Annotated in this window: 26 protein-coding genes; 3 read left to right on the forward strand and 23 right to left on the reverse strand. The window is 60.7% G+C overall.

Annotated elements, in window-relative coordinates:
• Positions 1 to 3: 3 nt before the first annotated feature.
• The 7 genes from glyS to rpsP are packed head-to-tail and all read right to left on the reverse strand — an operon-like array spanning position 4 to position 5,483.
• Positions 4 to 2,100 carry a glycine--tRNA ligase subunit beta gene (gene glyS / locus ABVS03_RS02270; protein WP_368017854.1) on the reverse strand — a complete coding sequence of 699 codons (2,097 nt, stop codon included), beginning with the start codon at positions 2,098 to 2,100 and terminating at the stop codon, positions 4 to 6.
• Complete coding sequence (locus tag ABVS03_RS02275) at positions 2,101 to 3,006, reverse strand: glycine--tRNA ligase subunit alpha (protein WP_368017855.1); 906 nt, start codon at positions 3,004 to 3,006, stop codon at positions 2,101 to 2,103.
• Between the two features lie 31 nt (positions 3,007 to 3,037).
• Complete coding sequence (gene lepB / locus ABVS03_RS02280; protein ID WP_330971943.1) at positions 3,038 to 3,613, reverse strand: signal peptidase I; 576 nt, start codon at positions 3,611 to 3,613, stop codon at positions 3,038 to 3,040.
• On the reverse strand, positions 3,594 to 4,349 hold the full coding sequence (gene trmD / locus ABVS03_RS02285) for a tRNA (guanosine(37)-N1)-methyltransferase TrmD (RefSeq protein ID WP_368017856.1): 756 nt from the start codon (positions 4,347 to 4,349) through the stop codon (positions 3,594 to 3,596). The genes lepB and trmD overlap by 20 nt, the downstream gene beginning before the upstream one ends.
• Complete coding sequence (locus tag ABVS03_RS02290) at positions 4,349 to 4,870, reverse strand: ribosome maturation factor RimM (RefSeq protein WP_368017857.1); 522 nt, start codon at positions 4,868 to 4,870, stop codon at positions 4,349 to 4,351. Before ABVS03_RS02290 ends, trmD begins: the two co-directional genes overlap by 1 nt.
• Positions 4,871 to 4,873: 3 nt before the next feature.
• Entirely contained in the window at positions 4,874 to 5,170 is a 297-nt protein-coding gene (locus tag ABVS03_RS02295) for a KH domain-containing protein (RefSeq protein WP_330971946.1), read from the reverse strand.
• A 4-nt stretch (positions 5,171 to 5,174) separates the two neighbouring features.
• Entirely contained in the window at positions 5,175 to 5,483 is a 309-nt protein-coding gene (gene rpsP / locus ABVS03_RS02300; protein ID WP_330971947.1) for a 30S ribosomal protein S16, read from the reverse strand.
• A 265-nt stretch (positions 5,484 to 5,748) separates the two neighbouring features.
• On the opposite strand from rpsP, the gene ABVS03_RS02305 reads away from it, so the two are divergent.
• The 3 genes from ABVS03_RS02305 to dinB all read left to right on the forward strand — a co-directional run bounded on the left by ABVS03_RS02305 (position 5,749) and on the right by dinB (position 8,967).
• Positions 5,749 to 6,429, forward strand: a complete 681-nt coding sequence (locus ABVS03_RS02305) for a response regulator transcription factor (RefSeq protein WP_368017858.1) — start codon at positions 5,749 to 5,751, stop codon at positions 6,427 to 6,429.
• A gap of 5 nt (positions 6,430 to 6,434) precedes the next feature.
• Entirely contained in the window at positions 6,435 to 7,676 is a 1,242-nt protein-coding gene (locus ABVS03_RS02310) for a sensor histidine kinase (RefSeq protein WP_368017859.1), read from the forward strand.
• A 76-nt stretch (positions 7,677 to 7,752) separates the two neighbouring features.
• Positions 7,753 to 8,967 carry a DNA polymerase IV gene (gene dinB, locus ABVS03_RS02315; RefSeq protein WP_368017860.1) on the forward strand — a complete coding sequence of 405 codons (1,215 nt, stop codon included), beginning with the start codon at positions 7,753 to 7,755 and terminating at the stop codon, positions 8,965 to 8,967.
• Here the strand turns inward: dinB and rsfS are convergent.
• From rsfS to ABVS03_RS02395, 16 genes are all read right to left on the reverse strand, one after another.
• Positions 8,964 to 9,350 (reverse strand): ribosome silencing factor, encoded by a 387-nt coding sequence (gene rsfS / locus ABVS03_RS02320; RefSeq protein ID WP_330971951.1) that lies wholly within the window; start codon positions 9,348 to 9,350, stop codon positions 8,964 to 8,966. The genes dinB and rsfS overlap by 4 nt on opposite strands.
• Positions 9,347 to 9,988, reverse strand: a complete 642-nt coding sequence (gene yqeK / locus ABVS03_RS02325) for a bis(5'-nucleosyl)-tetraphosphatase (symmetrical) YqeK (protein WP_368017861.1) — start codon at positions 9,986 to 9,988, stop codon at positions 9,347 to 9,349. Before yqeK ends, rsfS begins: the two co-directional genes overlap by 4 nt.
• Positions 9,978 to 10,652, reverse strand: a complete 675-nt coding sequence (gene nadD / locus ABVS03_RS02330; RefSeq protein WP_368017862.1) for a nicotinate-nucleotide adenylyltransferase — start codon at positions 10,650 to 10,652, stop codon at positions 9,978 to 9,980. The genes yqeK and nadD overlap by 11 nt, the downstream gene beginning before the upstream one ends.
• Positions 10,653 to 10,672: 20 nt before the next feature.
• Positions 10,673 to 11,788 carry a glutamate 5-kinase gene (proB, locus tag ABVS03_RS02335; RefSeq protein ID WP_368017863.1) on the reverse strand — a complete coding sequence of 372 codons (1,116 nt, stop codon included), beginning with the start codon at positions 11,786 to 11,788 and terminating at the stop codon, positions 10,673 to 10,675.
• Position 11,789: 1 nt separating this feature from the next.
• A complete protein-coding gene (gene obgE / locus ABVS03_RS02340; protein WP_368017864.1) occupies positions 11,790 to 13,187 on the reverse strand; it encodes a GTPase ObgE in 1,398 nt (465 codons plus the stop codon).
• Between the two features lie 130 nt (positions 13,188 to 13,317).
• Positions 13,318 to 13,575, reverse strand: a complete 258-nt coding sequence (gene rpmA / locus ABVS03_RS02345) for a 50S ribosomal protein L27 (protein ID WP_368017865.1) — start codon at positions 13,573 to 13,575, stop codon at positions 13,318 to 13,320.
• Positions 13,576 to 13,614: 39 nt separating this feature from the next.
• Positions 13,615 to 13,956 (reverse strand): 50S ribosomal protein L21, encoded by a 342-nt coding sequence (gene rplU, locus ABVS03_RS02350; RefSeq protein ID WP_368017866.1) that lies wholly within the window; start codon positions 13,954 to 13,956, stop codon positions 13,615 to 13,617.
• A 218-nt stretch (positions 13,957 to 14,174) separates the two neighbouring features.
• Complete coding sequence (locus tag ABVS03_RS02355) at positions 14,175 to 15,173, reverse strand: hypothetical protein (RefSeq protein WP_368017867.1); 999 nt, start codon at positions 15,171 to 15,173, stop codon at positions 14,175 to 14,177.
• A 27-nt stretch (positions 15,174 to 15,200) separates the two neighbouring features.
• Complete coding sequence (locus ABVS03_RS02360; RefSeq protein WP_330971959.1) at positions 15,201 to 16,433, reverse strand: FtsW/RodA/SpoVE family cell cycle protein; 1,233 nt, start codon at positions 16,431 to 16,433, stop codon at positions 15,201 to 15,203.
• Positions 16,434 to 16,451: 18 nt separating this feature from the next.
• Complete coding sequence (gene mrdA, locus ABVS03_RS02365; RefSeq protein ID WP_368017868.1) at positions 16,452 to 18,482, reverse strand: penicillin-binding protein 2; 2,031 nt, start codon at positions 18,480 to 18,482, stop codon at positions 16,452 to 16,454.
• 2 nt (positions 18,483 to 18,484) lie between these two features.
• The gene (mreD, locus tag ABVS03_RS02370) at positions 18,485 to 19,081 is read right to left on the reverse strand and encodes a rod shape-determining protein MreD (RefSeq protein WP_368017869.1); all 597 of its coding nucleotides are present in this window, start codon (positions 19,079 to 19,081) and stop codon (positions 18,485 to 18,487) included.
• 17 nt (positions 19,082 to 19,098) lie between these two features.
• Positions 19,099 to 20,202, reverse strand: coding sequence for a rod shape-determining protein MreC (gene mreC / locus ABVS03_RS02375; RefSeq protein ID WP_368017870.1), 1,104 nt, complete (start codon positions 20,200 to 20,202; stop codon positions 19,099 to 19,101).
• 16 nt (positions 20,203 to 20,218) lie between these two features.
• Positions 20,219 to 21,262 carry a rod shape-determining protein gene (locus tag ABVS03_RS02380; RefSeq protein WP_330971963.1) on the reverse strand — a complete coding sequence of 348 codons (1,044 nt, stop codon included), beginning with the start codon at positions 21,260 to 21,262 and terminating at the stop codon, positions 20,219 to 20,221.
• A 49-nt stretch (positions 21,263 to 21,311) separates the two neighbouring features.
• The gene (locus tag ABVS03_RS02385; RefSeq protein ID WP_368017871.1) at positions 21,312 to 22,613 is read right to left on the reverse strand and encodes a tetratricopeptide repeat protein; all 1,302 of its coding nucleotides are present in this window, start codon (positions 22,611 to 22,613) and stop codon (positions 21,312 to 21,314) included.
• Positions 22,614 to 22,646: 33 nt separating this feature from the next.
• Entirely contained in the window at positions 22,647 to 23,192 is a 546-nt protein-coding gene (locus ABVS03_RS02390; RefSeq protein ID WP_330971965.1) for a peptidylprolyl isomerase, read from the reverse strand.
• Between the two features lie 110 nt (positions 23,193 to 23,302).
• Entirely contained in the window at positions 23,303 to 24,265 is a 963-nt protein-coding gene (locus ABVS03_RS02395) for a zinc ribbon domain-containing protein (RefSeq protein WP_368017872.1), read from the reverse strand.
• Positions 24,266 to 24,296: the final 31 nt, after the last annotated feature.

A 24,296-nucleotide genomic window follows, 5' to 3' on the forward strand; every position in this document is an offset into this window, starting at 1 on the left:
GCCCTACTTCTTTCGCGAAAGGCAGCCGATATCGGCGACATCGGCAAATGTCTGCGCAAACTTGTTCAGAAGTCTCAGATGGTTGTTCTTGATGGCCTCGTCCGGATCCATGACGAGGACGTCGTCGAAGAAGGCATCGATGGGCTCGCGGAGCTTTGCAAGCGCTGCAAGGGCGCCGGCATAGTCCTTTGCCGCAAGCGCTGCTGCGACCTCCTCCCTGCCATTCTTGCAGGCAGAAAGCAGGTCCTTCTCCGGATCTGTGAGAATCGACTCATCCACGTCCTCGCCGAGCGTTGCATCGGCCAGATGCGATGCACGTGCATAGGCGATGGCAAGGTCCTCGAAGAGCTCAGGCTCGCCCGAGCGGGCCTCGTCGAGAGCGTGTGCGCGCTTCAGGAACTCGTCCGGATCGATGACGCCGACGGCAGAGACTGCCTCGATCGTATCGGGTGCGATGCCTTCGTCCTTTGCGATGGCAGCAAGACGTCCTGCGAAGAACTGCTCGACAGCCTCCTGGACCTTTGCAGCATCGAACTCGAGCCCCTGCTCGGCATAGGCAGCAAGCGAAGCCTCGATGATGGCAGAGAGCGAGACCTGAGGCATCGTGCGGAGCATGGCGATGATGCCGATGGCGCTCCTGCGCAGTGCAAACGGGTCCGAAGAGCCTGTCGGCGGCTCGTCGATCGCGAACATGCCGCACACGGTATCGAGCTTGTCTGCAATGGCGACGCAGCGGCCGACCAGATGGGACGGAATCTCGTCTCCTGCAAAGCGCGGACGGTACTGCTCGCGGATTGCCTCTGCGACCTCATCGGGCTCGCCGGATGCCTTCGCATAGTAGCCGCCCATGACACCTTGCTGGCTCGTGAACTCGACGACAGCCTGCGTCACGAGGTCTGCCTTGGCCAGGTAGGCTGCACGCTCTGCGTTCTTCGTCTGCTCGTCGGTAGCGCCGGCCTCGCGGGCGACAGCTCCAGCAACCTTGACCATGCGCTTCGTCTTCTGGAGCACGGTGCCGAGCTTCTCCTGGAAGACGACCTTGTCGAGCTTGTCCACGTAGTACTCGAGCGGATGCTTCAGGTCCTCCTCATAGAAGAACTTCGCGTCATCGAGACGTGCACGCACGACGCGCTCGTTGCCGTCGACGACCGTATCGGAGACCTTGGGGTCTGCGTTCGAGACGACGACGAACTCACGCGTGAGCTCTCCGTCCTTGTCGTAGATCGGGAAGTAGCGCTGGTTCGTGAGCATTGACTCGCAGATGATCTCATGCGGGACCTGGAGGAACTCCTCGTCGAACTTGCCGACAAGCACGGTCGGCCACTCGCAGAGGTTGACGACCTCGTCGAACGTGCGCTTCGGCATGTCCACGTGGGCACCTCCGCGCTCTTCCTCGACCTCGCGGACGCCCTCGAGGATGGCCTCGCGACGCCTCTTCTCGCCGAGGACACCGGCATCTTCGAGAACCTTCTCGTAGTCTGCGGGCGTCTTCACGACGTGCTCGCCCGGGCCGAGCACGCGGTGTCCGCGCGTCTTGTTGCCGCTCGTGACGCCGGCATAGGTCACCGGCACGACCTCGTCGCCCAGAAGTGCCACGATCCAGCGGATCGGGCGCACGAACGTCTCATGCTCAGATCCCCAGCGCTGGCTGCGGTAGTTCGGCCACTCAAGGCCGGCAATCGTGTCATGGCCAAGAGACGAGAGGATGCCTTCGGCTGCGCGGGACGGCACGGACTTCTCTGCCCACACATAGGTCTTTCCGTCCTTGTCCTCGCGCACGGCGAGGTCCTCGGCTGCGAGGCCGAACTTGCGGGCAAAGCCCTGGGCAGCCTTCGAAGGCTTGCCGTCCTTGCCGAAGGCGATGGCAGCATTGGGGCCGCGCTTGATCTCGTGGACCTCTTCGGTCGCCGTAGCGACATCCTTCACCTGTACCGTCAGGCGCCTCGGCGTCGAGAACGTCGTGACCTCCCCATGGGAGAGCCCCTCGGCGTCAAGCCTCTTGGCGACAAGCGCGCCAAGCTGCTTCTGTGCGTTCATGAGCGGAGCGCTCGGCATCTCTTCGGTGCCGATCTCCAGCAGAAAGTCCTTCGTTTCAGCCATCTAGGCCACCTCGCCTTCCTGTGCCTTGTTGCGGTTGGCTACGTGCTCGAGATAGGACTCGCAGCAGAGCTTTGCGAGCGTGCGGACACGCAGGATGTAGTTCGCGCGCTCCGTCGCCGAGATGGCGCCACGCGAATCGAGGAGATTGAAGGCATGCGAGCACTTCATGACGCAGTCATAGGCAGGAAGCGGCAGCTCGCGCTCGAGGCAGGAGTGGCACTCCTGCTCGTAGTCATCGAACTTGTTCCTCATCATGTCGACGTTGGCGACCTCGAAGTTGTAGGCCGAGAACTCGACCTCGTTCTCGTGGAACACGTCGCCGTAGGTCATCGGCGTGCCATCCGGCAGATAGCTCCAGACGATGTCGTAGACGGAGTTCTTGCCCTGGGCATACATGGCAATGCGCTCGAGGCCATAGGTGATCTCGACAGGCACAGGATCGACCTCGATGCCGCCGACCTGCTGGAAGTACGTATACTGCGTGACCTCCATGCCGTCCATCCAGACTTCCCAGCCAAGGCCCCAGGCGCCAAGCGTCGGGCTCTCCCAGTCGTCCTCGACGAAGCGCACGTCGTGCTCGGCAGGATCGAGGCCGATGGCGGCAAGAGAGCCGAGATAGAGGTCCTGCGAATCCTCAGGGCAGGGCTTCAGGACGACCTGGAACTGGTAGTAGTGCTGCATGCGGTTCGGGTTGTCGCCGTAGCGGCCGTCGGCAGGACGGCGGCAGGGCTGCGGATAGCAGGTCCTCCAGGCGTCCGGACCGAGCGAGCGCAGAAGCGTTGCCGTATGGAACGTGCCTGCACCTACCTCGGAGTCATACGGCTGCATGACGGTGCAGCCCTTGTCTGCCCAGTAATGCTCGAGTGCCAGGATCATGTCCTGGAATGTGAGCGCAGAGGTGCCCATGACATATCTCCTTCGTATGTGTGCGTGCCTGCTACAGAGAGCCGGCATCCGATAGCGGCCAGAAGATGAATAGCCCATGCGAGGTGATGGAGCTGACCTCGATGGGACCGAAGTAGCGGGAGTCGAGCGAATTGGTCCTGTTGTCCCCCATCACCCAGACGCAGCCTTCAGGAACGGTATAAGGGTACTCTATGGAGCCTGCGTTCGCAGACTGCATCGCGAGAGGTTCTGTCGGCTTGCCTTCCGTATAGGGCTCGTCGAGCGCCTCGCCGTCCACATAGACGACGCCGTCCTTGAACTCTACCGTCTGGCCTGACGTGGCGATCACGCGCTTGATGAGCGTGGACTTCGAATCCTCAGGATCGATGAAGGTCACGATGTCTCCCTGCTTGGGAGAGCTGAAGTGGTAGGAGATCTTCTCTCCGATGAGCCTGTCGCCGATCTGGATCGTGTCGAGCATCGAGCCCGATGGCACCTCATAGACTTCCGCAACGAATGTCCTGAACGCCAGCGCGCAGCCGATCGCTATCGCAATGACGAGGATCCATTCCAGGAATTCGTTGTGTTTCGGGGCATCTTCGCCCGTATCAGCATGGCGTGCTGCCATCTCGCTTCCCCCTCTCGGTGATTTCATCGATGAAGCGCTGCTCATCCGGCGTTAGTTCAGCATCCTCGAGAAGGTCTGGCCGCCAGGCAGCCGTACGCTCGAGCGAGCTTCTCCTTCTCCAGGCATCTACCTTGCCGTGATCTCCGGACAGGAGCACATCGGGCACATCCATGCCCTCGAATGATGCAGGACGCGTGTATTGGGCGTATTCGAGAAGACCATCAGAGAACGACTCGTCGAGTGCGCTCTTCTCGTCTCCCAAGGCGCCTGGCAAGAGCCTCACCACGGCATCCATGACGACGAGGGAGGCAAGCTCTCCTCCGGTAAGCACATAGTCGCCTATCGAGAGCACCTTGTCTGCCAGCGTGTAGCAGCGCTCGTCCATGCCTTCATAGCGTCCGCAGACGAAAAGGATCCGGTCCTGTTCCGAGAGCTCCTGGGCAATCTCTTCCGTGAAGGTCTCTCCGCAGGGAGAGAAGAAGATCGTATATGGCTTCTCCTCATGCATCTCGGAGACGGCATGCACCGCCTCGAAGATGGGCTGCGGCTTCATGAGCATGCCCTGGCCGCCCCCGAAAGGAGCATCGTCCACCGTGCGGTGGCGGTCATGCGTCCAGGTGCGCAGGTCATAGGCAGAGAAATCGAATACGCCCTTCTTGCGGGCGCGCCCCAGGATGGAGGCACCAACATAGGGCTCGAACACTTCGGGGATGACGGATATTGCTTCGAAGAGCACTAGTCCCCCTCCTCGGGAATCGTGCCTTTCGGCACATGCACCTCGATGCTGCCCGAAGACGGTATCTCGGACACGACATCAGGTATGACGGGAAGCAGGATCTCTCCGGCTGAAGTCCCTCTCACGACCCATACATCATTGGCAGGGCCTGTCAGGATCTCCTCGATCTCGCCGAGGTCGCCATATCCAGGATCTTCGACACGCCTTCCGATGAGGGCGTCGAGGTCCATGAAGGCAAAATTGTCAGGAAGATCGTCGACGGAGACGAGAAGGGAGCGGCCGACCAGAGCCTCTGCAGCCCCAAGATCGCTTACGCCGTCCAGAGCTATGCGCTGTCCGCGCCCATCCGATGCGCATGAAAGGACCTTGTGCCAGCGCGGCCCCTTGAGCCGGGGCGGCACGACACAGACAGAAAGCCCTTCATGCATAAGAGAGGGAAGGCCGTGGACGGGAACCGTCACGACCTCCCCCTTTTTCCCGTGCGCTTTGACGACACGGGCTATCACGCGATAATCGGGCATGCCCTAGCCCAACACCTCTACCTCTACCGACGTACCGACACGCTGACCGAGTGCACGGGAAAGCGTGCGGATTGCCTTGATGGTGCGGCCCTTGCGGCCAATGACACGGCCTGCATCGGCAGCAGCGCAGCTGACCTCGATGAGCGTGCCGGACTCGGAGTCCGTCACATCGAGAGAGACTGCATCCTGATCGTCCACGAGTCCGCAGACGATATACTCCACCAGGTCCGCAACCTTGTCTGAGGGCATCTCGACGTCGGCCTCGGTCTCGTCCGTGGTCTGATCGATTTCCTCAGCCATGAAACTACTCAGCCTTTGCAGCCTTAGCAGCAGCCTTCTTCGAAAGCTTTGCCTTCTTCTCAGGTGCAGGAGCGCCGGTGCGCACAATGTCGATGAGGTGAGACACTGCGCTGGAGGGCTGAGCGCCCTTGGCGATCCAAGCGTCGACCTTCTCGAGGTCGAGCTCGATGGTCTTCGGGTTGGTCAGCGGGTTGTAGCGGCCGACCTCCTCGATCAGGCGACCATCACGCGGGCTGCGGCCGTCAGCGACGACAACACGATAGTACGGACGCTTCTTGGCACCATGGCGGGCCAGGCGAATCTTAACTGCCAAGGCAAAACTCCTCTAGACGCGCGGCCCTCTGAGAATGTAGGGATGATGGGCCGCATTGGCTCTATACAGCAACTGTAAATTGTACGACTCTCAGGCATGCATGCAAGGTGCAGTTTTTGTGGAGCAGCCAGCGACTTTGCGCCGATTTCACGCTTTCAGGCCTCTGAGGGGAAGATGTTAAGCGTAGCTTAAGCTGGGCCACGTACGATACGCGACAAGTTCCACAGCGTATGGCCTTGCTCTCACGGCAGGAAGGAATGGCCTCATGAATGTACTGGTAATAGAAGACGAGCGCAAGCTTGCCGATGCAATCGTTCGCATACTGACCGACGCCGGCTACAACGCCGAAGCAACCTATGACGGACAGAGCGGCCTGACCTATGCCGAAAGCGGACTCTATGACCTCATCGTCCTTGACCGCATGCTTCCGGGCATGGATGGCATCGAGCTGCTCCGCAATCTCCGCCATGAGAAGAACTCCACCCCTGTCCTCATGCTGACGGCACGCACCTCGACGGAAGACAAGGTCGAGGGCCTCGACGCAGGTGCGGACGACTATCTGACAAAGCCATTTGAGTCTGCTGAGTTCCTGGCACGTGTGCGTGCCCTTGGCCGCCGCCAGGGCGCCGTGATACTCGACGAGGCGAACTTCGGCGACCTCACGCTCGACCTCAATACGCACGACCTCTCCTGCGGCACGAAGTCCGTGCACCTCTCCGGCAAGGAGTTCGAAGTCCTGAAGCTTCTCATGAGCTCCACGCAGCGCGTCGTCTCCAAGCAGGACCTCCTGACCCGTGTCTGGGGCACTGACGGCGAGGCTTCCGAGAACTCTGCCGAGGCCTACATCTCGTTCCTCCGCAAGAAGCTCAACCATATCAATTCGAAGGTCCAGATCACGACGCTGCGCATGCTTGGCTATCGTCTGGAGATGTTCGATCAGGAGTAGCTCAGATGCTCAAGAAGCTGCATAAGCAGTTCGTGATCGTCACGGTTCTTCTCGTAGGGCTCATACTCGTGGGTGTCATGGGTATGAGCCTTTATTCGAACTATAGCAACCAGCAGCAGATGGTGCATGAGAGCCTCGAGCACGTGCTTCATGAGGTCAACTCCGCTACAGGTTCGACGAGCATCAGCCTCGGGAAGGACAGCCCGCGCCCCAACATGCTGACGGCAGCAGTCAGGGTCGAGAGCGATGGCACGATCACGGGCTATACGACGACAATCGCCCAGCTCACGGAAGACCAGCTCGAGGACACGATTGCAAAGGTCCTGAAATCGGGACAGTCTTCGGGGCACATCGCAGACCAGCACATCCAATGGCAGTCCACAAGCAACTCAGATGGCACGACGACGATTGCGCTTGTCGAGACCTCGATCCTCGATGAGGCATTCTCGCGCCAGCTTGTATCTGCTGCTGTCATCATCTCGAGCGCTCTTGCCGCCCTTCTCCTTATCACCTGGTATCTCACGAAGTGGATGCTGAAGCCGGTGCAGGAGGCATGGACCTCGCAGAGGCGCTTCGTCGCCGATGCCTCGCATGAGCTCAAGACACCGCTTGCCGTCATCCTGGCGAACAGCCAGATCCTTCAGGCTGACAAGAACCTGCCCGAGGACTCGAGGCGCTGGGTAGACTCCACGGCCGACGAGGCGCAGCAGATGGCATCGCTCGTGAACGACCTCCTGACGCTTGCCCGTGCCGACGAGAACGGTGCTGCCACGAAGGGCAAGATGCCGCAGGAGACGCTCGACTTCTCCGATATCGTGGACAACGTCGCCCTCGAGTTCGATGCGATGGCATTCGAGCGCGGCTGCGAGCTTGAAAGCACGATCGAGCCAGGCCTCAAGGTCAAGGGAGATGCTCAGTCCCTGAAGCGCCTTGCCAAGATCCTCGTGGACAACGCGACGAAGTATGCTGCCAAGGGCACGGTCGTCACCTTGAATCTCAAGGACGATTCCGGACACGCGGTCCTTTCCGTCAACAATCTCGGCACGCCAATCGACCCCGAGGACCTTCCCCATGTCTTTGAGCGCTTCTACCGCTCTGACAAGGCGCGCACCCGCGAGACAGGCGGCTTTGGCCTCGGCCTTGCCATTGCCCAATCCATCGCCCAGACGCATGGTGGTACGATTGAGGCCGCAAGCGACAAGGAGCACGGCACGACCTTCACGGTACGTCTGCCCGAGACACGGTGATATGGACAGCCACAGCAAAACCAATGCAGGAAATCACAGGACCCTCCCCGCATGGGAGGGTCCTGCCATAGGGCTCTTGGATCTCGATGCCTTCTTCGCATCCGTCGAGCAGCTCGACCATCCTGCCTGGCGTGGCAAGCCCGTGATTGTCGGAGGAAGTCCCAAAGACCGCGGCGTCGTCTCGACCGCCTCCTATGAAGCAAGGAAGTACGGCGTCCATTCCGCCATGCCTTCTGCCACTGCCCAGAAGCTCTGCCCCAATGCGATATGGACGCGCGGCCATTTCGACCGCTACCGCGAGCTCTCCCACAAAGTCATGGCACTCATCCTCGACGAGACGCCGCTTGTCGAGCAGATGTCGATCGATGAGGCCTTCTTCGATATCACGCCAGGACGCTATTCGAACGAGCACCCTGTGCTCATTGCCGAGCGGCTTCAGGAGCGCGTGGCTGCGCTTGGCATCACCTGCTCGATCGGCCTTGGAACCTCGAAGACCGTAGCAAAGATTGCCTCAGAGACACGAAAGCCTCGCGGCCTTACGCCAGTCTATCCAGGCACAGAGCAGCGCTTTCTTGCTCCCCTTCCGCTGTCGCGCATGTCAGGCATAGGCGCTGCCACCGAGCGCAGGCTCAGATCCTTCGGCATGAGAACCCTGGGCGACCTCGCACGTGCCGACGACGAGGATCTCTCAGCGCTCTTGGGGCAGTATGGACCCCAGCTCAAGCGCCGCGCACAGGGACTCGAGCTTTCTCCCGTACGTCCCTTCGTGCAGAAGCGCGAGCCGAAGTCGGTCTCTGCCGAGCATACGTTTCCGCATGACCTCACGACAGAGCATGACCTTCTGGCGGCCATCGATCTGGCAGCAGCACGGTGCGGCACCCGCCTGCGTGCCCAGAAGCTCGAGGGCACCGTCGTGACGCTGAAGCTCCGCTACCATGACCTCAGCTACCGCACGGCGCAGATGCCTGTGGGACGCGCCACAGACGACGAGCATGTCTTCGGCCCCATGGCACGGCGTCTCCTTTCCCAGATCTGGCATGAAGGCACAGGTGTCCGTCTTGTCGGCGTCGGCCTTTCTGGATTCGGACGCGAGGCAGAGCCCCAGCAGCTTGCGCTCAACCTTGACGGCGCTCCCGAGCCTGCAGCGCCGCGTGACCTCCACGCACTGTCAGAAGCGGCAGACGAAATACGGCGCCGCTTCGGAAGCAGCGCCGTATCATATGGCCGCGATATGAGACTCAAGGGAAAGGACGTGCCAGAACGTCCTGACGACGAGCTGGGAGGGGACTAGGCCTCCTTCGGCTCCTCTTCCCCATCTTTCTCGAGTCCGAGATCGATCCTCGGTGCATCGCCCCAGAGGCGCTCGAGACGGTAGTACCTGCGCGTCTCCTCATCGAAGATATGGATGACGACAGGACCGTAATCCATGAGGATCCAGTGCTTGCCGTCACGCCCCTCGATGGAGATGGGGTCCTCGGCGCAGTTCAGGCGGACCTTCTTCTCGATCTCGTCGACGATGGCATCAGCCTGATGGGCGTTCATCGCGGAAGCGATCAGGAAGTAGTCGCACATATCCGAAAGCTGCGTGAGGTCCAGAAGCGCAATGTCATATGCCTTCTTGTCGTCAGCTGCCGCAGCAGCGACCTTCGCAAGTTCGAGCGGTGTCACACTCATGCATGTTCCTTTTCTACAAGTGCGTTGTATATATCGACCGTGCCGGGATAGAGATAGCGCCGGGTCTCGATCACATAGACGATGCCGCCTGCAAACGACGCCCAGAAGACCTCATCGAGCGGCGCTGTGCCGACAAGTCCGCGTATATTGTCTATACCCGGATAGGGCTTGCGCAACGGCTCTATGCCATCAGCCACAAAAAGCACCATATCGAGGTCCGACATGTCGGCAGCCCCTGTGGTGTGGCGAGAGATGGCCTGCCAGATGCTCTGAGGAAGCTCGGGATAGCGCTGGGGTAAGGTACGTGCTGCGATGAGGCCATGCAGGAGCGGCTCGCATTTCTCGAGCGGCGCGTCCAGCTCTATGCCGAGATGCTTCGCCTCTTCTATCTGCGCTTCATGCGTCTCAGCCTTCACCCAGTCATGCAGGATGCCGGCACAGCGTGCCTCGAAGCAGTCCACACCGTAGACCCCTGCCATCCACTCGGCAGTCCGTGCCACCGAAAGCGAATGGGCAAGGCGCTTCGGCTTCTCTGCAAGCTGCGCCTTGATATCGTGCTCGAGCTCTGCTATCTCTTTCCGCTGCCCATCCGTATAGGGGATGCTGCAGCGCGGTATGTTCCATACCTTATCTGGCATATTTCCCTGCCTTTGCGCCATAGAGCTGATGCTTGTGGAGATACCCTGTGACGGAGTCCGGCGTCAGATAGCGCAGGCTCTGTCCCTTGGCCACCCGCTCGCGCAGATAGCTCGAGGAGATGGCAAGAGCCGGGACCTCGAGATAGATCACATGGAAGTCGATGCCGGAAGAATCGATAGCGCCGGCGGCCTTGTCGAGGTTGTAGCCGGGCCGCGTTGCCCCCACAAGCGTCGCGTTCTCGGCAATGCTTGCCGAGTTGTTCCAGCGCACGATGTCGGCAATTGCGTCGGCTCCCGTGATGAAGTAGAGCTCCACATTCTGAGGATAGTGCTCCTTCAGAAGACGGAGCGTCTCTGAGGTATAGGTGATGCCAGGGCGGTCCACCTCGAAACGGCTTGCCACGAAATGCGGGTTGTCCGAGGTCGCCAATAGCGTCATCGCGTAGCGGTCCTCGCCCGAGGCAATCTTCTTGCCCTGCTTGAAGGCAGGGCTTCCTGCCGGCATGAAGACAACAAGATCGAGGTTCAGGTCGTCATACGCCTGTTCCGCAGCGACGAGGTGTCCATTGTGTATCGGGTCGAAGGTGCCGCCCATGATGCCAAGGCGGTAGGTCCTCGAGGGGTCCTGGCCGAGCTGCGGCAGATCGAAGCGCTCCTGTTCCATAAGGCTCAATCCCCTCCCGCTCAGAAGACAAGCATCTCGTCGCGGTGCACAAGCGGCGCACCTTCACGTTCAGGAAGGAAGCGCTCGATCACATCGAGCTTGAGGCCGTGGATGCGCATGACCTCGTCAGCTGAGTAGCGCGTGATGCCTCGTGCCACGAGCATCCCATCCTCCGCACGGATGTCCACGACATCTCCTGCCGCATACTCCCCTTCTGTGGCTATGACACCTGCAGGAAGAAGGGACGAGCCTCTGTCGACAAGCGCATGGACTGCACCCTCATCCACCGTGAGCGTTCCCTGGGGAACGCCTGCAAGGCCGATCCAGAGCTTGCGGGCGCCTTCATGCGCAGCGTGTCCGGCAGAAGCCTCGAAGCGCGTGCCGACCTTCTTGCCGTGCACGACATCGACGAGCACGTCCGCCTTTCTGCCTTCGCATATCGTCATCGGTATCCCGGCAGCAAGCATGGCTCGCGCAGCCCTCAGCTTCGATGCCATCCCTCCAGTGCCGAAGGCAGACCCTGCGCCCGTAGCTCCTGCGAGGATCTCGGGGGTGAGCTCCTCGACACGCGGAATGAGCTTGGCTTCGGGATGGGTGGAGGGGTTTGCCGTATAGAGGCCCTCCACATCAGAGAGGATCACATAGAGGCTTGCTCCCACGAGGGCCGAGACGATGGCACCGAGCATATCGTTGTCGGAAAACGAGAGCTCTGCGACAGAGACCGTATCGTTCTCGTTCACGATGGGGACGACGCCGAGCTCCAGGAGGCGCTCGAAGGTGTTTCTCGTATTGAGATAGCACTCCCTGTCGACGACGTCCCTTCTTGTCATGAGCACCTGGCCCGCAGCATGTCCGCTCTGGGAGAGAACCTCTGCGTAGATCTCCGTGAGAGCTGCCTGGCCAGCAGCACAGCAGGCCTGAAGCGTCGGCAGGTCCTTCGGGCGTGCCTTGAGCCCCAGGCGCTCCATGCCGGCGGCAGCAGCGCCAGATGACACGACGACGACCTCATGCCCTTCGTCCATGAGACGCGCCACCTGGCTGCAGAGGCTGCCGATGAACGCACGGTCAGGTGCGCCTGCGGCATCCACAAGCGTGGAAGAGCCAATCTTCACGACGATGGGGCCTTGTCCTCCCACGCTATTCGTTCCCCTCGATGAACTCCTCGACGACCTCGTCGTCAGAGTCCTTGAGCTCAGCGTACTCATCGTCGTGGTCCGGGCTTTCGTAGGTGAAGGCATAGCCCAGGATGCGCACCTCGTCGCCGTCCTTCACGCCAGCCTTCTGGAGACGCTCGTCCAGGCCGATCCTCTCGAAGCGGTGCATGAGGTAGGAGATGCCCTCCTCGTTGTCCCAGTCGGTCTGGATGACCATGCGCTCGACACCGACGCCCGAGACGCGCCAGACATTGCCGCCGAGGTTCTTGATATCGATGCGGCGGTCGCGGCGGCGCCTGTCGGCCTCCCAGTCGCGGATCGGCTTCTCTTCAGCTGCCTTCCTGGCTTCCTCTGCCGCCTTGCTCCTGAGCTCGAAGACCTCTTCTGCCGTGGCATCCATGAGTGCATCGATGCCGGCACCCGTCACGCAGGAGACGGCAAAGAACGGATATCCCGCTTTCTCGGCTGCAGCACGGACGCGCTCGACATTCTCTTCGGTCCCCGGCATATCGCACTTGTTCGCGACGACGATCTGGGGACGTACAGCGAGGTCCTCAGCATAGGCTGCGAGCTCATCGTTGATGACCTCGAAGTCATGCACAGGGTCTCTCCCCTCATAGGAGCCGGTCACGTCCACGACATGCATGATGAGGGCGGTACGCTCGATATGGCGGAGGAACTCGTGCCCCAGGCCCTTGCCTTCGCTTGCACCCTCGATGAGGCCAGGTACATCGGCAACGACGAAGGAGTGGCCATTGCGGGCACGGACCATGCCGAGGTTCGGGACAAGCGTCGTGAACGGATAGTCGGCAATCTTCGGACGGGCTGCGCTCATGCGGGCGATGAGCGAGCTCTTGCCGACAGATGGCATGCCAACAAGGGCAGCGTCTGCCATGAGCTTCATCTCGAGCTCGATCCAGTGATCCTGCGAAGGCTCGCCCTTCTCGGCAAAGGCCGGAGAGCGCCTGACGGATGTCACGAAGTGGATGTTGCCACGGCCTCCGATGCCGCCAGGGGCTACGACGACGCGCTCGCCGGGATGCGTGAGGTCTGCAATCTGGTAGAGCGGCTTCTGCGTCTCATGGTCGAGCTCGCGCACGACGGTGCCGAGAGGCACCTTGAGGATCAGGTCCTCGCCGTCCTTGCCGTGCTTTCTCGCTCCCTGGCCATGCGTGCCGCGCTCTGCCTTGAAGTGATGCTTGTAGCGGTAGTCTATGAGCGACGAGAGCTGGGGGTCCGCCTCGAGGATGACATCTCCTCCGCGTCCGCCGTCTCCGCCGTCAGGCCCGCCTTTCGGCACATAGGCCTCGCGCCTGAATGACATGCATCCAGCGCCTCCGTTGCCGCCTTGTACGTTGATATGGGCAAAGTCAGTGAACATCGCCCCTCCTTGTATCGTGCTCTACTCAATCGAGTATATCGGTTGTCGTTCTATCTGCCCCGAAAACGTCTTCGAGAAAAGAAAAGGGACCCTCGGAAGGGTCCCTTCAGCAATGCGTGTCCAACAATTGCTACGCGGTGGTCGCCGTACGGACGTGCACCATGTGCTTCTTGCCCTTGGTGAACTCGACGGTGCCAGCCTTGAGTGCAAACAGGGTGTAATCCCTGCCGCAGCCGACGTTCTCGCCCGGTGCGATGTGCGTGCCGCACTGACGAACGAGGACCTCGCCCCCCTTCACTGCCTGGCCACCAAAACGCTTGGTGCCGAGACGCTGACCGCGGGAATCGCGGCCGTTGCGAGAGGAGCCGCCGCCCTTCTTATGTGCCATGAGAGTACCTGCCTATCTGCTTGCTATACCGAACGGAATTTACTCGGCCGACTCTGCAGACTTTGCTGCAGCCTCGACGGGGAGAGCCTTGATGCGAATCCTCGTGAGGTACTGACGATGGCCACGGGTGCGGTGATAGCGCTTGCGCTTCTTGAACTTGAAAACGAGCTGCTTCTCACCCTTAAACTGCTCCAGCACCTCGGCGGTAACCTTCTTGTCGGAGAGGGTGGATGCGTCAACAGTGACCTCCTGGCCATCGTTGAGCATGAGGACGTCAAGCTGGACTTCGTCGCCGGGCTGGGCATCGAGCTTCTCGACGTCGATGATATCGCCCTCGGCAACCTTGTACTGCTTGCCGCCAGTTGAAACGATTGCGTACATGTGTGAACCCTTCATTGCTGATTTGAGTGCAACAGCTAGCTATTCTACTAGCGCTCAGAACAATCGTCAATCAGAAAAAGTCAGCTAGCTGCGGTTTTAGTGCGAAATGTGAACGTTCCTTCATGAGATGCCTTTTGCGTAACAAAGAATAGCCCTCCTGCATGCCATTCCTGTCTAAAGATTTCGGCACTCCACAGCTTCACCACGCACCTCATCTGCTAGGAAAGCGTGATATAGCCATCTCCTTCATCTTTCGGCGCTTCAGGAAGCGTTGCCTGGGCAAGAGGCACAATCCTGGGCTGCTCTTGCTCCTGGCGCTCGGGCGCTGCCTCCCTGCCCTGCGCACCTGCCAGAGCAGAGACGAACTCCTGGATATTGCTCCAGATCTCAGGCATGTCACCTGCAAGGTGCGTTTCGACAGCCCAGGCGGAAAGCACAGTTCCTCCGTAGGCGACAGAAGCCTTCAAGGCCCAGCCGATGCCAGGAACTGCCCCTGCAAGCGTGCGGGCAATGGCACGATAGGCAAAGCCTGCACCGAAGACGCCCGCAAGATCTGCCGCTGCCTCGGGGCCGGGCTTCTTCCCATAGACGCCCATGAGATCGAGTGCCAGGCGCTCCTGCTCGGCCAGCATGATCGGAAGGTCCGAGCCTGGGATGAGCGAGATGGCACCGACACCCATATTCGCCAATGCGCTCTGCCGAACAAGCGCAGAGGCGACAGCCTTCCTGCAGAACGGGAAGGCAGCGGCAAGGAGGATGCGCTCCTCCTGGGCAGCAAGCGCAAGCGCAAGCTTCGAAAGGATGGCTTCCTCGCCTGCAGCAGCCACGATATCGACCGTGTCCTCGAGCTCGCGCGGCAGCTCCTGGGGAGCCTCGAGCGCAGACGGGACAACGAAGATGCAGCCGCACTTCCTGCGTACGCAGGCAAGCGCAATCCGGGCTGCCTCTTTCGGCTGCGTGCCGACGAGCACGACTGCCAGATCGGTATCGGCATCAGGTGCCGTCTCAGCCCTCGAAGAGAGATCCCAGACCAGGACATGCGCCCGCGCGGTCTCAGGCACGAAGCAGCGCTTCATTGCAGAGATCTCGTCGGCAGGAGCACCAGCGCCGACAAGCACCTCGACCTTCACGCTGGACTCCGAGCGGTCTTGTGCCATCTTCATGGCGCCGGCAACCTCGAATATCCTGCTGAAGGGTATTCCTTTGCTCTTGGCCACAATGCCTCCGATCCTGAAGTCCAGGCCTTACGCGGACTTCGTCCTGTTCCGCCATATCGACTGCACGACACCCACCGCCGTGATCTGCGCCAGCATCGACGACGAGCCGAAGCTGATGAAGGGCAACGGGATGCCCGTGATGGGCATGATGCCTATACACATACCCACATTCTCGAGCACCTGGAACGTCCACATGGCAACAATGCCGACAAGCACGAGCTTTGCAAACGTCGTCTCCACCTTGAGGGCAAGCGCAAGCGTCGAGAAGATGAGCCAGCCGAAGAGGCCCAGGAGCACGAGCGCGCCCAGGAAACCGAATTCCTCCGAAAGCAGGGCAAAGACGAAGTCGGTATGGGCTTCAGGCAGAAATCCTGCAATCGTCTGTGTCGCGTTCTCGACGCCCTTGCCGAAGAAGCCGCCCGAGCCGACAGCGATCTTGGCCTGCGCCAGGTTGTAGCCGTCTCCTGTCGGGTCGACCGAAGGATCGACGAAGACGATGAGTCGGTTCAGCTGGTATTCCTTCAGGATATGGGGCAGCCCCTCTGTCATCGACGTGGCGATGATGAGGGCAGCGCCGATGACGATCAAGGCGATGGTCACGAGCACCCAGCTTCTCTTCGCGCCGCCGCAGATGATGACGCAGGCACCCGAGAAGAGAAGCACGAGGCCCGTGCCCAGGTCAGGCTGCGTCATGATCAGCACGAACGGGAAGAGCAGGGTCCCGCAGAGCTTCACATAGTCCCTGAGCGTCTCTATCCTGCCGTTGTATTCCGCTGTGACTGATGCCATGAGGAAGATCGTCACGAGCTTTGCGATTTCCGATGGCTGGAAGCGAAGGCCGATGCCGGGAATCTGGATCCAGCCCGTCATGCCCTTGGCAGAGACGCCGATGAAAGGAATGCTCGGCAGGAGCAGCAGCACGGCATCTGCAACCATGAGGGCCGTGCGCATGTTTGCAAGCGTGCGGTAGTCATAGCGCCAGATCATGAAGGCGAAGATGCAGCCGATGAGCACACCTATCGCCTGGCGCGGGAGGGAGGCTTCCGATATCGAGAGCGAGGCTGACCACTGAACGATAAGTCCATAGGCCACAAGGAGCATTGCCGGCACGAGCTGGGGAAGATAGACCTTCGATGCGATGCCAGAGCTGCGCCGGACGGTCGCGTGCCTGCCGCCTCCGTGCCTGCCATGGCTGCCGTTCAGAGCATGCGCCATCCTGTCAAAGAAGCCTTCCTGCGACCTGGGCGTTCTGTACTGCATCTTGTCCTCCTCTCTCCCCTAGCGGGCACCGCTCGTGCTGCTTGCATCGGATGTATCCGGCTCGTTGTAGATGGCACCGAAGACGTCACGCACACCACGCATGGCAGAGTTCTCGCCGTAGCCGCCTTCCTCGACAACGCAGGCGCAGACATACTTCGGGCTCTCTGCAGGAGCATAGGCCACGAACCAGCCGACCGGGTCCTTGCCATTGACCTCGCCCGTGCCGGTCTTTCCTTCGACGGAGACGGAGAGCGAGCTGAAGTGGGCAATGATGTTCGTCGATTCCTTCTCGAGCACGCCGCGCAGGCCCTTCTTGATGGTCGAGAAGTAGGTGGCATCCTCTGTCGGCGAGAGCGCAATCTCGGGCTGGTATTCGACGACCGTGCCCGAGGCTCCCTGCGCCTGCACGCCCTTGAGCACATGCGGGCGCCAGATCGGGCCTTCATTCGCGATGCCTGCATAGGCGCATGCCATCTGCAGAGGCGTCACGAGCAGGTCGCCCTGGCCGATGGAGAGGTTCGTCTGGTCGCCGCCCATCCATGTGCGGGTGTCCTCGTCGTAGGCGCTGTAGTACTCGTTCTTCCAATCAGCATCAGGCACGCGTCCTGACGCCTCGCTCGGAAGGTCGATATCGTAGGTCGAGCCCAGGCCCCACATGCGCAGATGATCCTGCTGGGCTTCCGGATTGTCGGAGAGATAGAATGCCTTGCCGATCTCATAGAAGACGACGTCGCACGAATACGTGATGCCCGTCTCGATCGTCATTGTTCCATGTCCGGTCTTCTTCCAGCAGTACTGGCCATATGCCTCGCCGAAGCCTGTCCAGAGGCCCGCGCAGTAGTAGGTCGAAGTGATGGTCGCGATGCCATTCGAGAGCGCAGCGAAGCTTGTGAGCGGCTTGATCGTCGAGGCAGAGCAGTACTGGCCCTGGATGGCACGGTTGATCAGAGGATACATACCCTCTTCCGAGTTCAGCGCATTCCAGTCGTCGTTCGATATACCACCGACAAAGACCGACGGAGAGAATGAGGGCGCTGAGGCCATGCCCAGGATCTCGCCGTTCGTGACATCCATGCAGAGGATGGCGCCTGCCTTGCAGTCCTTGTAGCCAAGGTCGTTTGCAACCTTGATGGCATGGGCAAGGCCACTCTCGCAGCCCTGCTGGATCGCAAGGTCGAGCGTCAGCAGCACATCGGAGCCTGCCTGGGGATCGACCGTCGTCGAGTACGACGTGACATTGCCCGAGGCATCGACGTAGACCGTCTGCTCGCCACGGACGCCCTGAAGGACATTCTCGTATTCGTATTCGACGCCTGCCTGGCCGACCGTATCTCCTGACTCGTATTCGATGGCACCCTCATCGGTCGAGGTGCCTGATGCCGCCAGCTGGTCGCTCGTGACCGTGCCGGCGTATCCCAGAACCTGGCCAGCAAGCGAGCCATACGGATAGCTTCTCTGTGTCCTTTCCTGCACCGTGACGCCAGTGAAGAGATCGGGGTGCTCTTCGAGGTAGGCCACAACGCGGATAGAGACATCGACCATCACGGGACGGGCAGACTGGGCGCCTTCCGAGGAATCCTCGACCTTCCTCTTCACGGCCATGCGGGGCATGCCAAGAAGGTTGCCGAGAAGCTGCATCTCCACGTCGTCGTTCTCGACCTCAGAGTCTGCGACAACGGTGAGGCTCGGACGGTTCGTCACGAGCTCCTTGCCATTGCGGTCGAGGATGCGTCCGCGGGGAGCGGCAATCGAGATGGTCCTCGTACGGTTCGATTCTGCCTGGGCAGCATACTCGTCAGAGGAGACGAGCTGCATGGACCAGAGACGTGCAAGGAGTACCGCGATGGCGCCACCGGAGAAGATGCCGAGGCCCATGATGCGGTTCCTGATCGTCGTGTCGCCGGAGTCATCGTTTCCGCCCGCTGCACGCGGAGCCGAGCCGCCGATATCGAACTTGAAGCGCATCTCCCCACGCGAGAAGAGAAGCACGAGGCCCGCCACGACGATGATCGAGACGAGCACGAGGATGATGATGGTGGAAAGGCTCACAGCTAGATCTTCCGCCCTCTGGTGCCGAGATGTCCCTGGCTGCGCCTGCGGGTATTGCCAAGCGTCGGCATCTTCGTCCCGAGGCTGCGGTTCAGGGTCGCGCCCGAAGACTGCGGACGCGAATAGAAGAGATAGAACGGAATGGCAAAGAGCGCCGTCAGGAAGAAGGATGGCAGACTCCTTGTCAGAATCATATCGATGAATGAGGCGCTCGAGCCGGTCAGGAGCATCGCGAGCCCATAGAGAAGGCTGACTGCGAAGCAGCTGATGAGGCCATTCACGAGCGCTGCTCCCGGGTCGTCATTCAGCTTGTTCCTTGCCTCGATGCCGAGGATGTAGGAGGAGAGCGTCAGCAGGAATGCCATGAGCCCCATCGGGCTCGAAGCACCCAGGTCATAGATAATGCCTGCCGCAAAGCCCATAGCGACACCGGTAGGGCCGCCGACCGTGAGCGCGAAGGTCGCAGAGAAGATGAAGGCAAAGTTCGGATGCCCGTTTGCAATCGCGATATAGGGAGCCACGGCAAGCTGCAGCACGAGGCAGACGATCCCCAGAACGAGCGCATCGTGACGATATCTGTTCGTGTCCTGTATCTGCATGAAGTCTCCTGCCTTGCCTAATGGGAGCTCGACGTCGAGGAAGAAGACGTCGTCGCGGAAGATGATGTGGACTGAGATGTGGTCTTGGACGTACTCGACGAAGAATCGGATGCCGAAGAGCCAGATGTGCTGTCCGATGAAGAGTCGGACGAGCCATCAGACGATGAGTCAGATGAGGAATCGGTCGAGGTCGACGTCGTCGAAGAAGCTGCCGACGAGGTCTCCTGCGAGTCCGCAGCTGCGATGTCTTCAGCAGTTGCAGCCTGGTCCTCTGTAAGCGACGTGATCACGAGGACTTCCTCGTAGCTCTCTGTCTTCGTGAAGGGCTCTACCGTGATCGTGTAGTACATGGCGCCGTCGTACTTCTCGACCGAGGTCACCGTGCCAAGAGGCAGGCCTTTCGGATAGACGCCGCCGAGGCCCGAGGTGACGATGATATCGCCGGCATTGACGGTCTGGTCGGTCCTCACGAGGTTGAGGCTCAAGGTGCCATCGGCAGAGCCATTGAGCATGCCCTGTGCCCTGCTCGACTGGATCATGGCGGAGACGCCCGAGTTCTCATCCGTGATGAGGCGTACCGTGGCAGTCGTGGCGCTGACTTCGGATATCTGGCCGATGACGCCGTAGGAATCCGTCACCGGCATGCCGACAGCCAGTCCTGACGAGCTGCCCTTGTCGAGTGTCACCGTGCGGGACCAGTTGTCATACGACGCATTGATGATGCGTGCCGCGGTCGACTGCAGGTTGTAGGTATCCTTGAGGTCGAGCAGCGCCTGCAGGCGCGTTGCGGTCTGCTGCGCCTCCTCGAGCTCGGCGTTCTCTGCCACGAGCTGCTTGTTCTCCTCCTGCAGCTGCGAGAGCGTCTCCTGGTCTGCCGTGAGGTTCGCGAAGATGTTGCCAAGGCCCTGGAACGGCTGGACCGCAACAGATCCGATGTAGCTTATCGGCATCGTCACGGTCTGCCAGACAGTACGGGCAGCACCGAGCGCACCGACATCGCCCATGCGGCAGCTGACCGTGAACATGATGACGGAAAGGGCCAAAAGGACTATAGCGAGACGGCCTCCAGAGGAATTCTGGCCTGTCCTCTGGAGGCCATGCGGAGCACCATTTGCGGGCATTCTTCAGATCCTTGGTCTACAGGCCGGCACTCTGGACGAAGCCGCCGGAAAGGGCATTCGCTTCGAGGACCTTCGCGCAGCCATTGACAACGTTTTCGAGGGCCGTGGGGCTCACGTTGACGGGCACGCCCGTCTCTTCGCGCAGACGCTGGTCGAGTCCGCGCAGCAGTCCGCCACCGCCCGTGAGGAGGATGCCGTAGTACATGAGGTCGGAGGCTAGATCGGGCGGCGTCACATCGAGCGCATCCTTGACGGCCTTCGTGACCTCGTCGAGCGGCTTGTCGAGTGCACGGCGAATCTCCTCGGACTCGATGCGCACGGTCTTCGGCATGCCCGTGAGCACGTCTCGGCCGTTGACCTCGACGTCGAGCTCCTCGGCAAGAGGAGCGGCAGAGCCGACCTTGATCTTGATGTCCTCAGCCGTGCGCTCGCCGATAGAGAGGTTGTAGGCATCGCGCACATGCTCGAGGATCGTGCGGTCGAATTCGTCTCCTGCGGTCCTGATGGACTGCGAGACGACGATGCCGCCCATCGAGATGACGGCCACTTCGGTCGTGCCGCCGCCGAGGTCGACGATCATCGATCCCGTCGGGTCCTCGATCGGCAGGTCGGCACCGATGGCAGCAGCCATCGGCTCCTCGATCAGATACGCCTGGCGGGCACCTGCAGAGATCGTTGCCTCGAAGACAGCACGCTTCTCGACGGACGTGACACCCGACGGCACGCAGACGACGACGCGGGGACGCGGCGACCAGGGATACTTGCGCTCGCGCGCCTTCTCGATGAAGTAGCGCAGCATGACCTCGGTGACATCGAAGTCAGCAATGACGCCGTCCTTCAGCGGACGCTCGGCGATGATCGATCCCGGCGTGCGGCCAATCATGCGCTTTGCATCGGAGCCGACGGCAAGGACACGCTCCTGCTCCTTGTCGATTGCGACGACGGAAGGCTCGTTCAGGACGATGCCCTGGCCACGGACCGAGACAAGCGTATTTGCGGTGCCGAGATCGATGGCAAGGTCTCCGCCATACTCACCAAATATGGAGTCGATAAAGGACATGTCTTCCTATCCCTGATATTCCCTATGTCTAGTTCCGCCGAAGATGCTTCTAAGAATTGCTCGAGACGGAATCATAGCTCAGCTGGAGCGAAGAGACCCTCCAGCCGATGCCGTCGCGGACGAGCGTGACCGTATAGGTCTGGGTCGTGCCGGAAGAAAGCGTGGCGGTCACGCGGGCCGTCGAGCTGTCCATGCTCTTGTCGAGTCCGTCAACAGAGATCGTGGCGCCAGAAGGCAGGATGTCCTCGATGGCAGCACGCTCAGAGTCGGAAAGGCTCGGCGCCATGAAGCTTGCAGGATCGTCGCCCGATGCCTTCGAATTGAAGAGCGAGGTGATGACCGTCTCCTGCGTAGGCCAGCCATAGCCACGCCAGTACGCATAGGCACCGACGCCGCCGACGACCACGACGACGATCAGGAGCACGAGGAAGACCTTGAGACCCGTATGCTTCTTCTTGCGGCGGACCTTGCGCTCCTTCTTGTCAGCCTCGACGAGGTCCTGCTCGGAGACAGAGAAGAAGCCGGTCTTCTCAGGCGACGGCATGAACTCCCCCGACTGGCCGAGGGGATCGAGCGGATCGAACGTGTCCTGGGACGTACCATAGCCAGCAGCAGCAAGCAGGGCATCGGTCTCGGAAGGATTGTTCGCCTGGGTCGAAGCGACAGCGCGCTTTGCGGAGTCGTAGGCAATCTGCATGTCGGTCGGCAGGATATAGGTGCCATCGGCCGTTGCATGCGCGAAGGCATCCACAGCCTCGCTCATGCGGTTGGCAGCGACATATGCCATGCCGAGCTCGGAGTAGATGGCGTTCTGGTTCTCCATCGGCGTCGCGAAGTCGAGTGCCGTACGGTAGGCCTCGACAGCATCGACCGGACGGTGCAGTGCGATGAAGCAGGCACCGAGCTCGCGAAGCGAGAACGAAGGATCCGGGTTGCTCTCGTCGATGGCGGCGTTCCTGAAGGCGATGCCGGCATTCCTGACATCGTTCTTCATGCGGTATGCCTCGCCGAGGGCCACATAGGCCTTGTATGCCTTGGCATAGGACTGGTCCTGGACAGCTGCGTTGAGGCTGGCGATTGCCTCATCCGGCTGGCCTGCGGCCAGATAGGCACGGCCACGGTTGCAGGAGAGCGCTCCCACCTTGCCGTAGGAAGCATCTGCCAGAGCCTTGCCATAGGCGTCAGCTGCCTCGGCATACCTGCCGAGCTTCATATAGGCGTTGCCGAGCATATGCTCTGCTGCGCCATTCGCCTCTGTTGCATCTATTGCCTGATGCAGGAGAGCAACGGCCCCGTTCCAGTCGCCCTGCTGATAGGCCGCCTTTCCTGCTTCATATGCCTGCTGGTTCATGCGTCACACCTCCAGGTGCTGCTAAGCGTGCCCTTATTCGTCGACGATGCTCACAGACTCGAGCACGTCTCCTGCCCTCAGGCTCTTCTCGACGTCGAGGCCCTCGATCGTCTGGCCGAAGACCGTGTAGTTCGGGTCGAGGAAATGCTGCGGGCCAAGGCAGAAATAGAACTGCGATCCAGCCGAATCGGGCATCTGCGAGCGTGCCATTGCAAGCGCGCCATCCTCATGGCTGTTGCGCGGATTCACATCCCACTCGTGCTTGATGCTGTAGCCAGGGCCGCCCGTGCCCGGCATGCCATCAGGTCCGGGCTTGCCTGCTGCCACATCGGCAGAGCTCATGTTCCTCGTATTGGGGTCTCCGCCCTGGATCACGAAGTCCGGCACATAGCGGTGGAACTTCGTTCCGTCGTAGAACCCCTTCTCTGCAAGCTCGCAGAAATTGGCGCAATGGATGGGTGCACCCTTGCAGTCGAGACGCACCTTGATCGTGCCCTTGCTGGTCTTGAATACAGCAACTTCCGTTCCCTTGAGCTCGCGCTTCGGGACATAGACGCTGTTCCTATTGAAAAAGCCCATCTGAACCTCCCCGGCCCTGTGGCACCTTCATACAATTCTTCCATCTTCTGATAGTACCAGCACGGCGCGTCTTTCACACATTCGGCAGAGACATTGCGGGGAAATGAAAGCTATTTCTCCTGCGGCTGCCATCTGTCATAGCTCTGATCGAAGAGCTGCGCATAGGAGTTCGAGCCATCCGTGCTCTCGCTTGAAGAGAGCGGAGCGAGGATCGTGTCGGCAGATTTGTACGAGCCGGACTGCGCCCTGTCCCAGGCCTCCATAAGGCCATCGGACCAGTTCCTGAGCCACGAGCCCAAGGTCTGGAGATTCGTGACATCGTCGGCGTACGTGCCCGTGCTCACATCCACGTCCCCGATATCGGAGATGAGGTTCGAAAGATCCAGGGCATTCTGCTTTGCCGTCTGGTAGTCGGTCGAGATGTCCTTCGAGGAATCCTGGACATCTGCCTTGAGTGCGGTCTCGCTCTCCTCGAGGCTCTTCCTGATGTCTCCGAGCTGCTCCCAGTAGCCCGAGATGGCTTCATAGGTCTGGGCGTCTCCGGACTCCACATCGGAGGTATCGATGCCCGTATCCTGTCCTGCAAGCTTGTCGATCTCGCCCGGGTAGCCTGCCTTCGACGTATCAGCTGCGGTCGTGGCCTTGATGGAGTAGGCATTCGGGTTCCAGGGCTGCGTGATTGCGAGGATGCCGCCGCCCACGAAGACAAGCGCTGCGACAAACGCAAGCGTGAAGACACGCCTCCTTGGCAGGCGCTCATTGGCAGACGTCGCAGAGAACGGTCCATCTGCCGTAGGGATGGCAGAGATGATGCGCGGGGTCTCAGGCGCTTCCTTCACGTGAGCACCTTCGCAGGTGACTTCCTCGCCGTCATCTGCATCCGTCTCATCTGCGATACAGGGCATGCCGCACTGAGGACAGACATCGGCTCCTTCGGGGATGAGGGCGCCGCAGCTCGCGCAATAGCGCCGGTCCGGATGGGATACATGTGCCACAGCCGTCAGATCGGCATGGCAGGCTGGGCAGACATCCAGACCGTCTTCGATATGCGTTCCGCAGAATGGGCAGATCAAGCAATCCTCCAAATCACGATTCATATGCTGA

Origin of the sequence: Olsenella sp. AGMB03486, assembly GCF_040884255.1 — a bacterium.
Lineage (GTDB): Bacteria > Actinomycetota > Coriobacteriia > Coriobacteriales > Atopobiaceae > Olsenella_L > Olsenella_L kribbiana.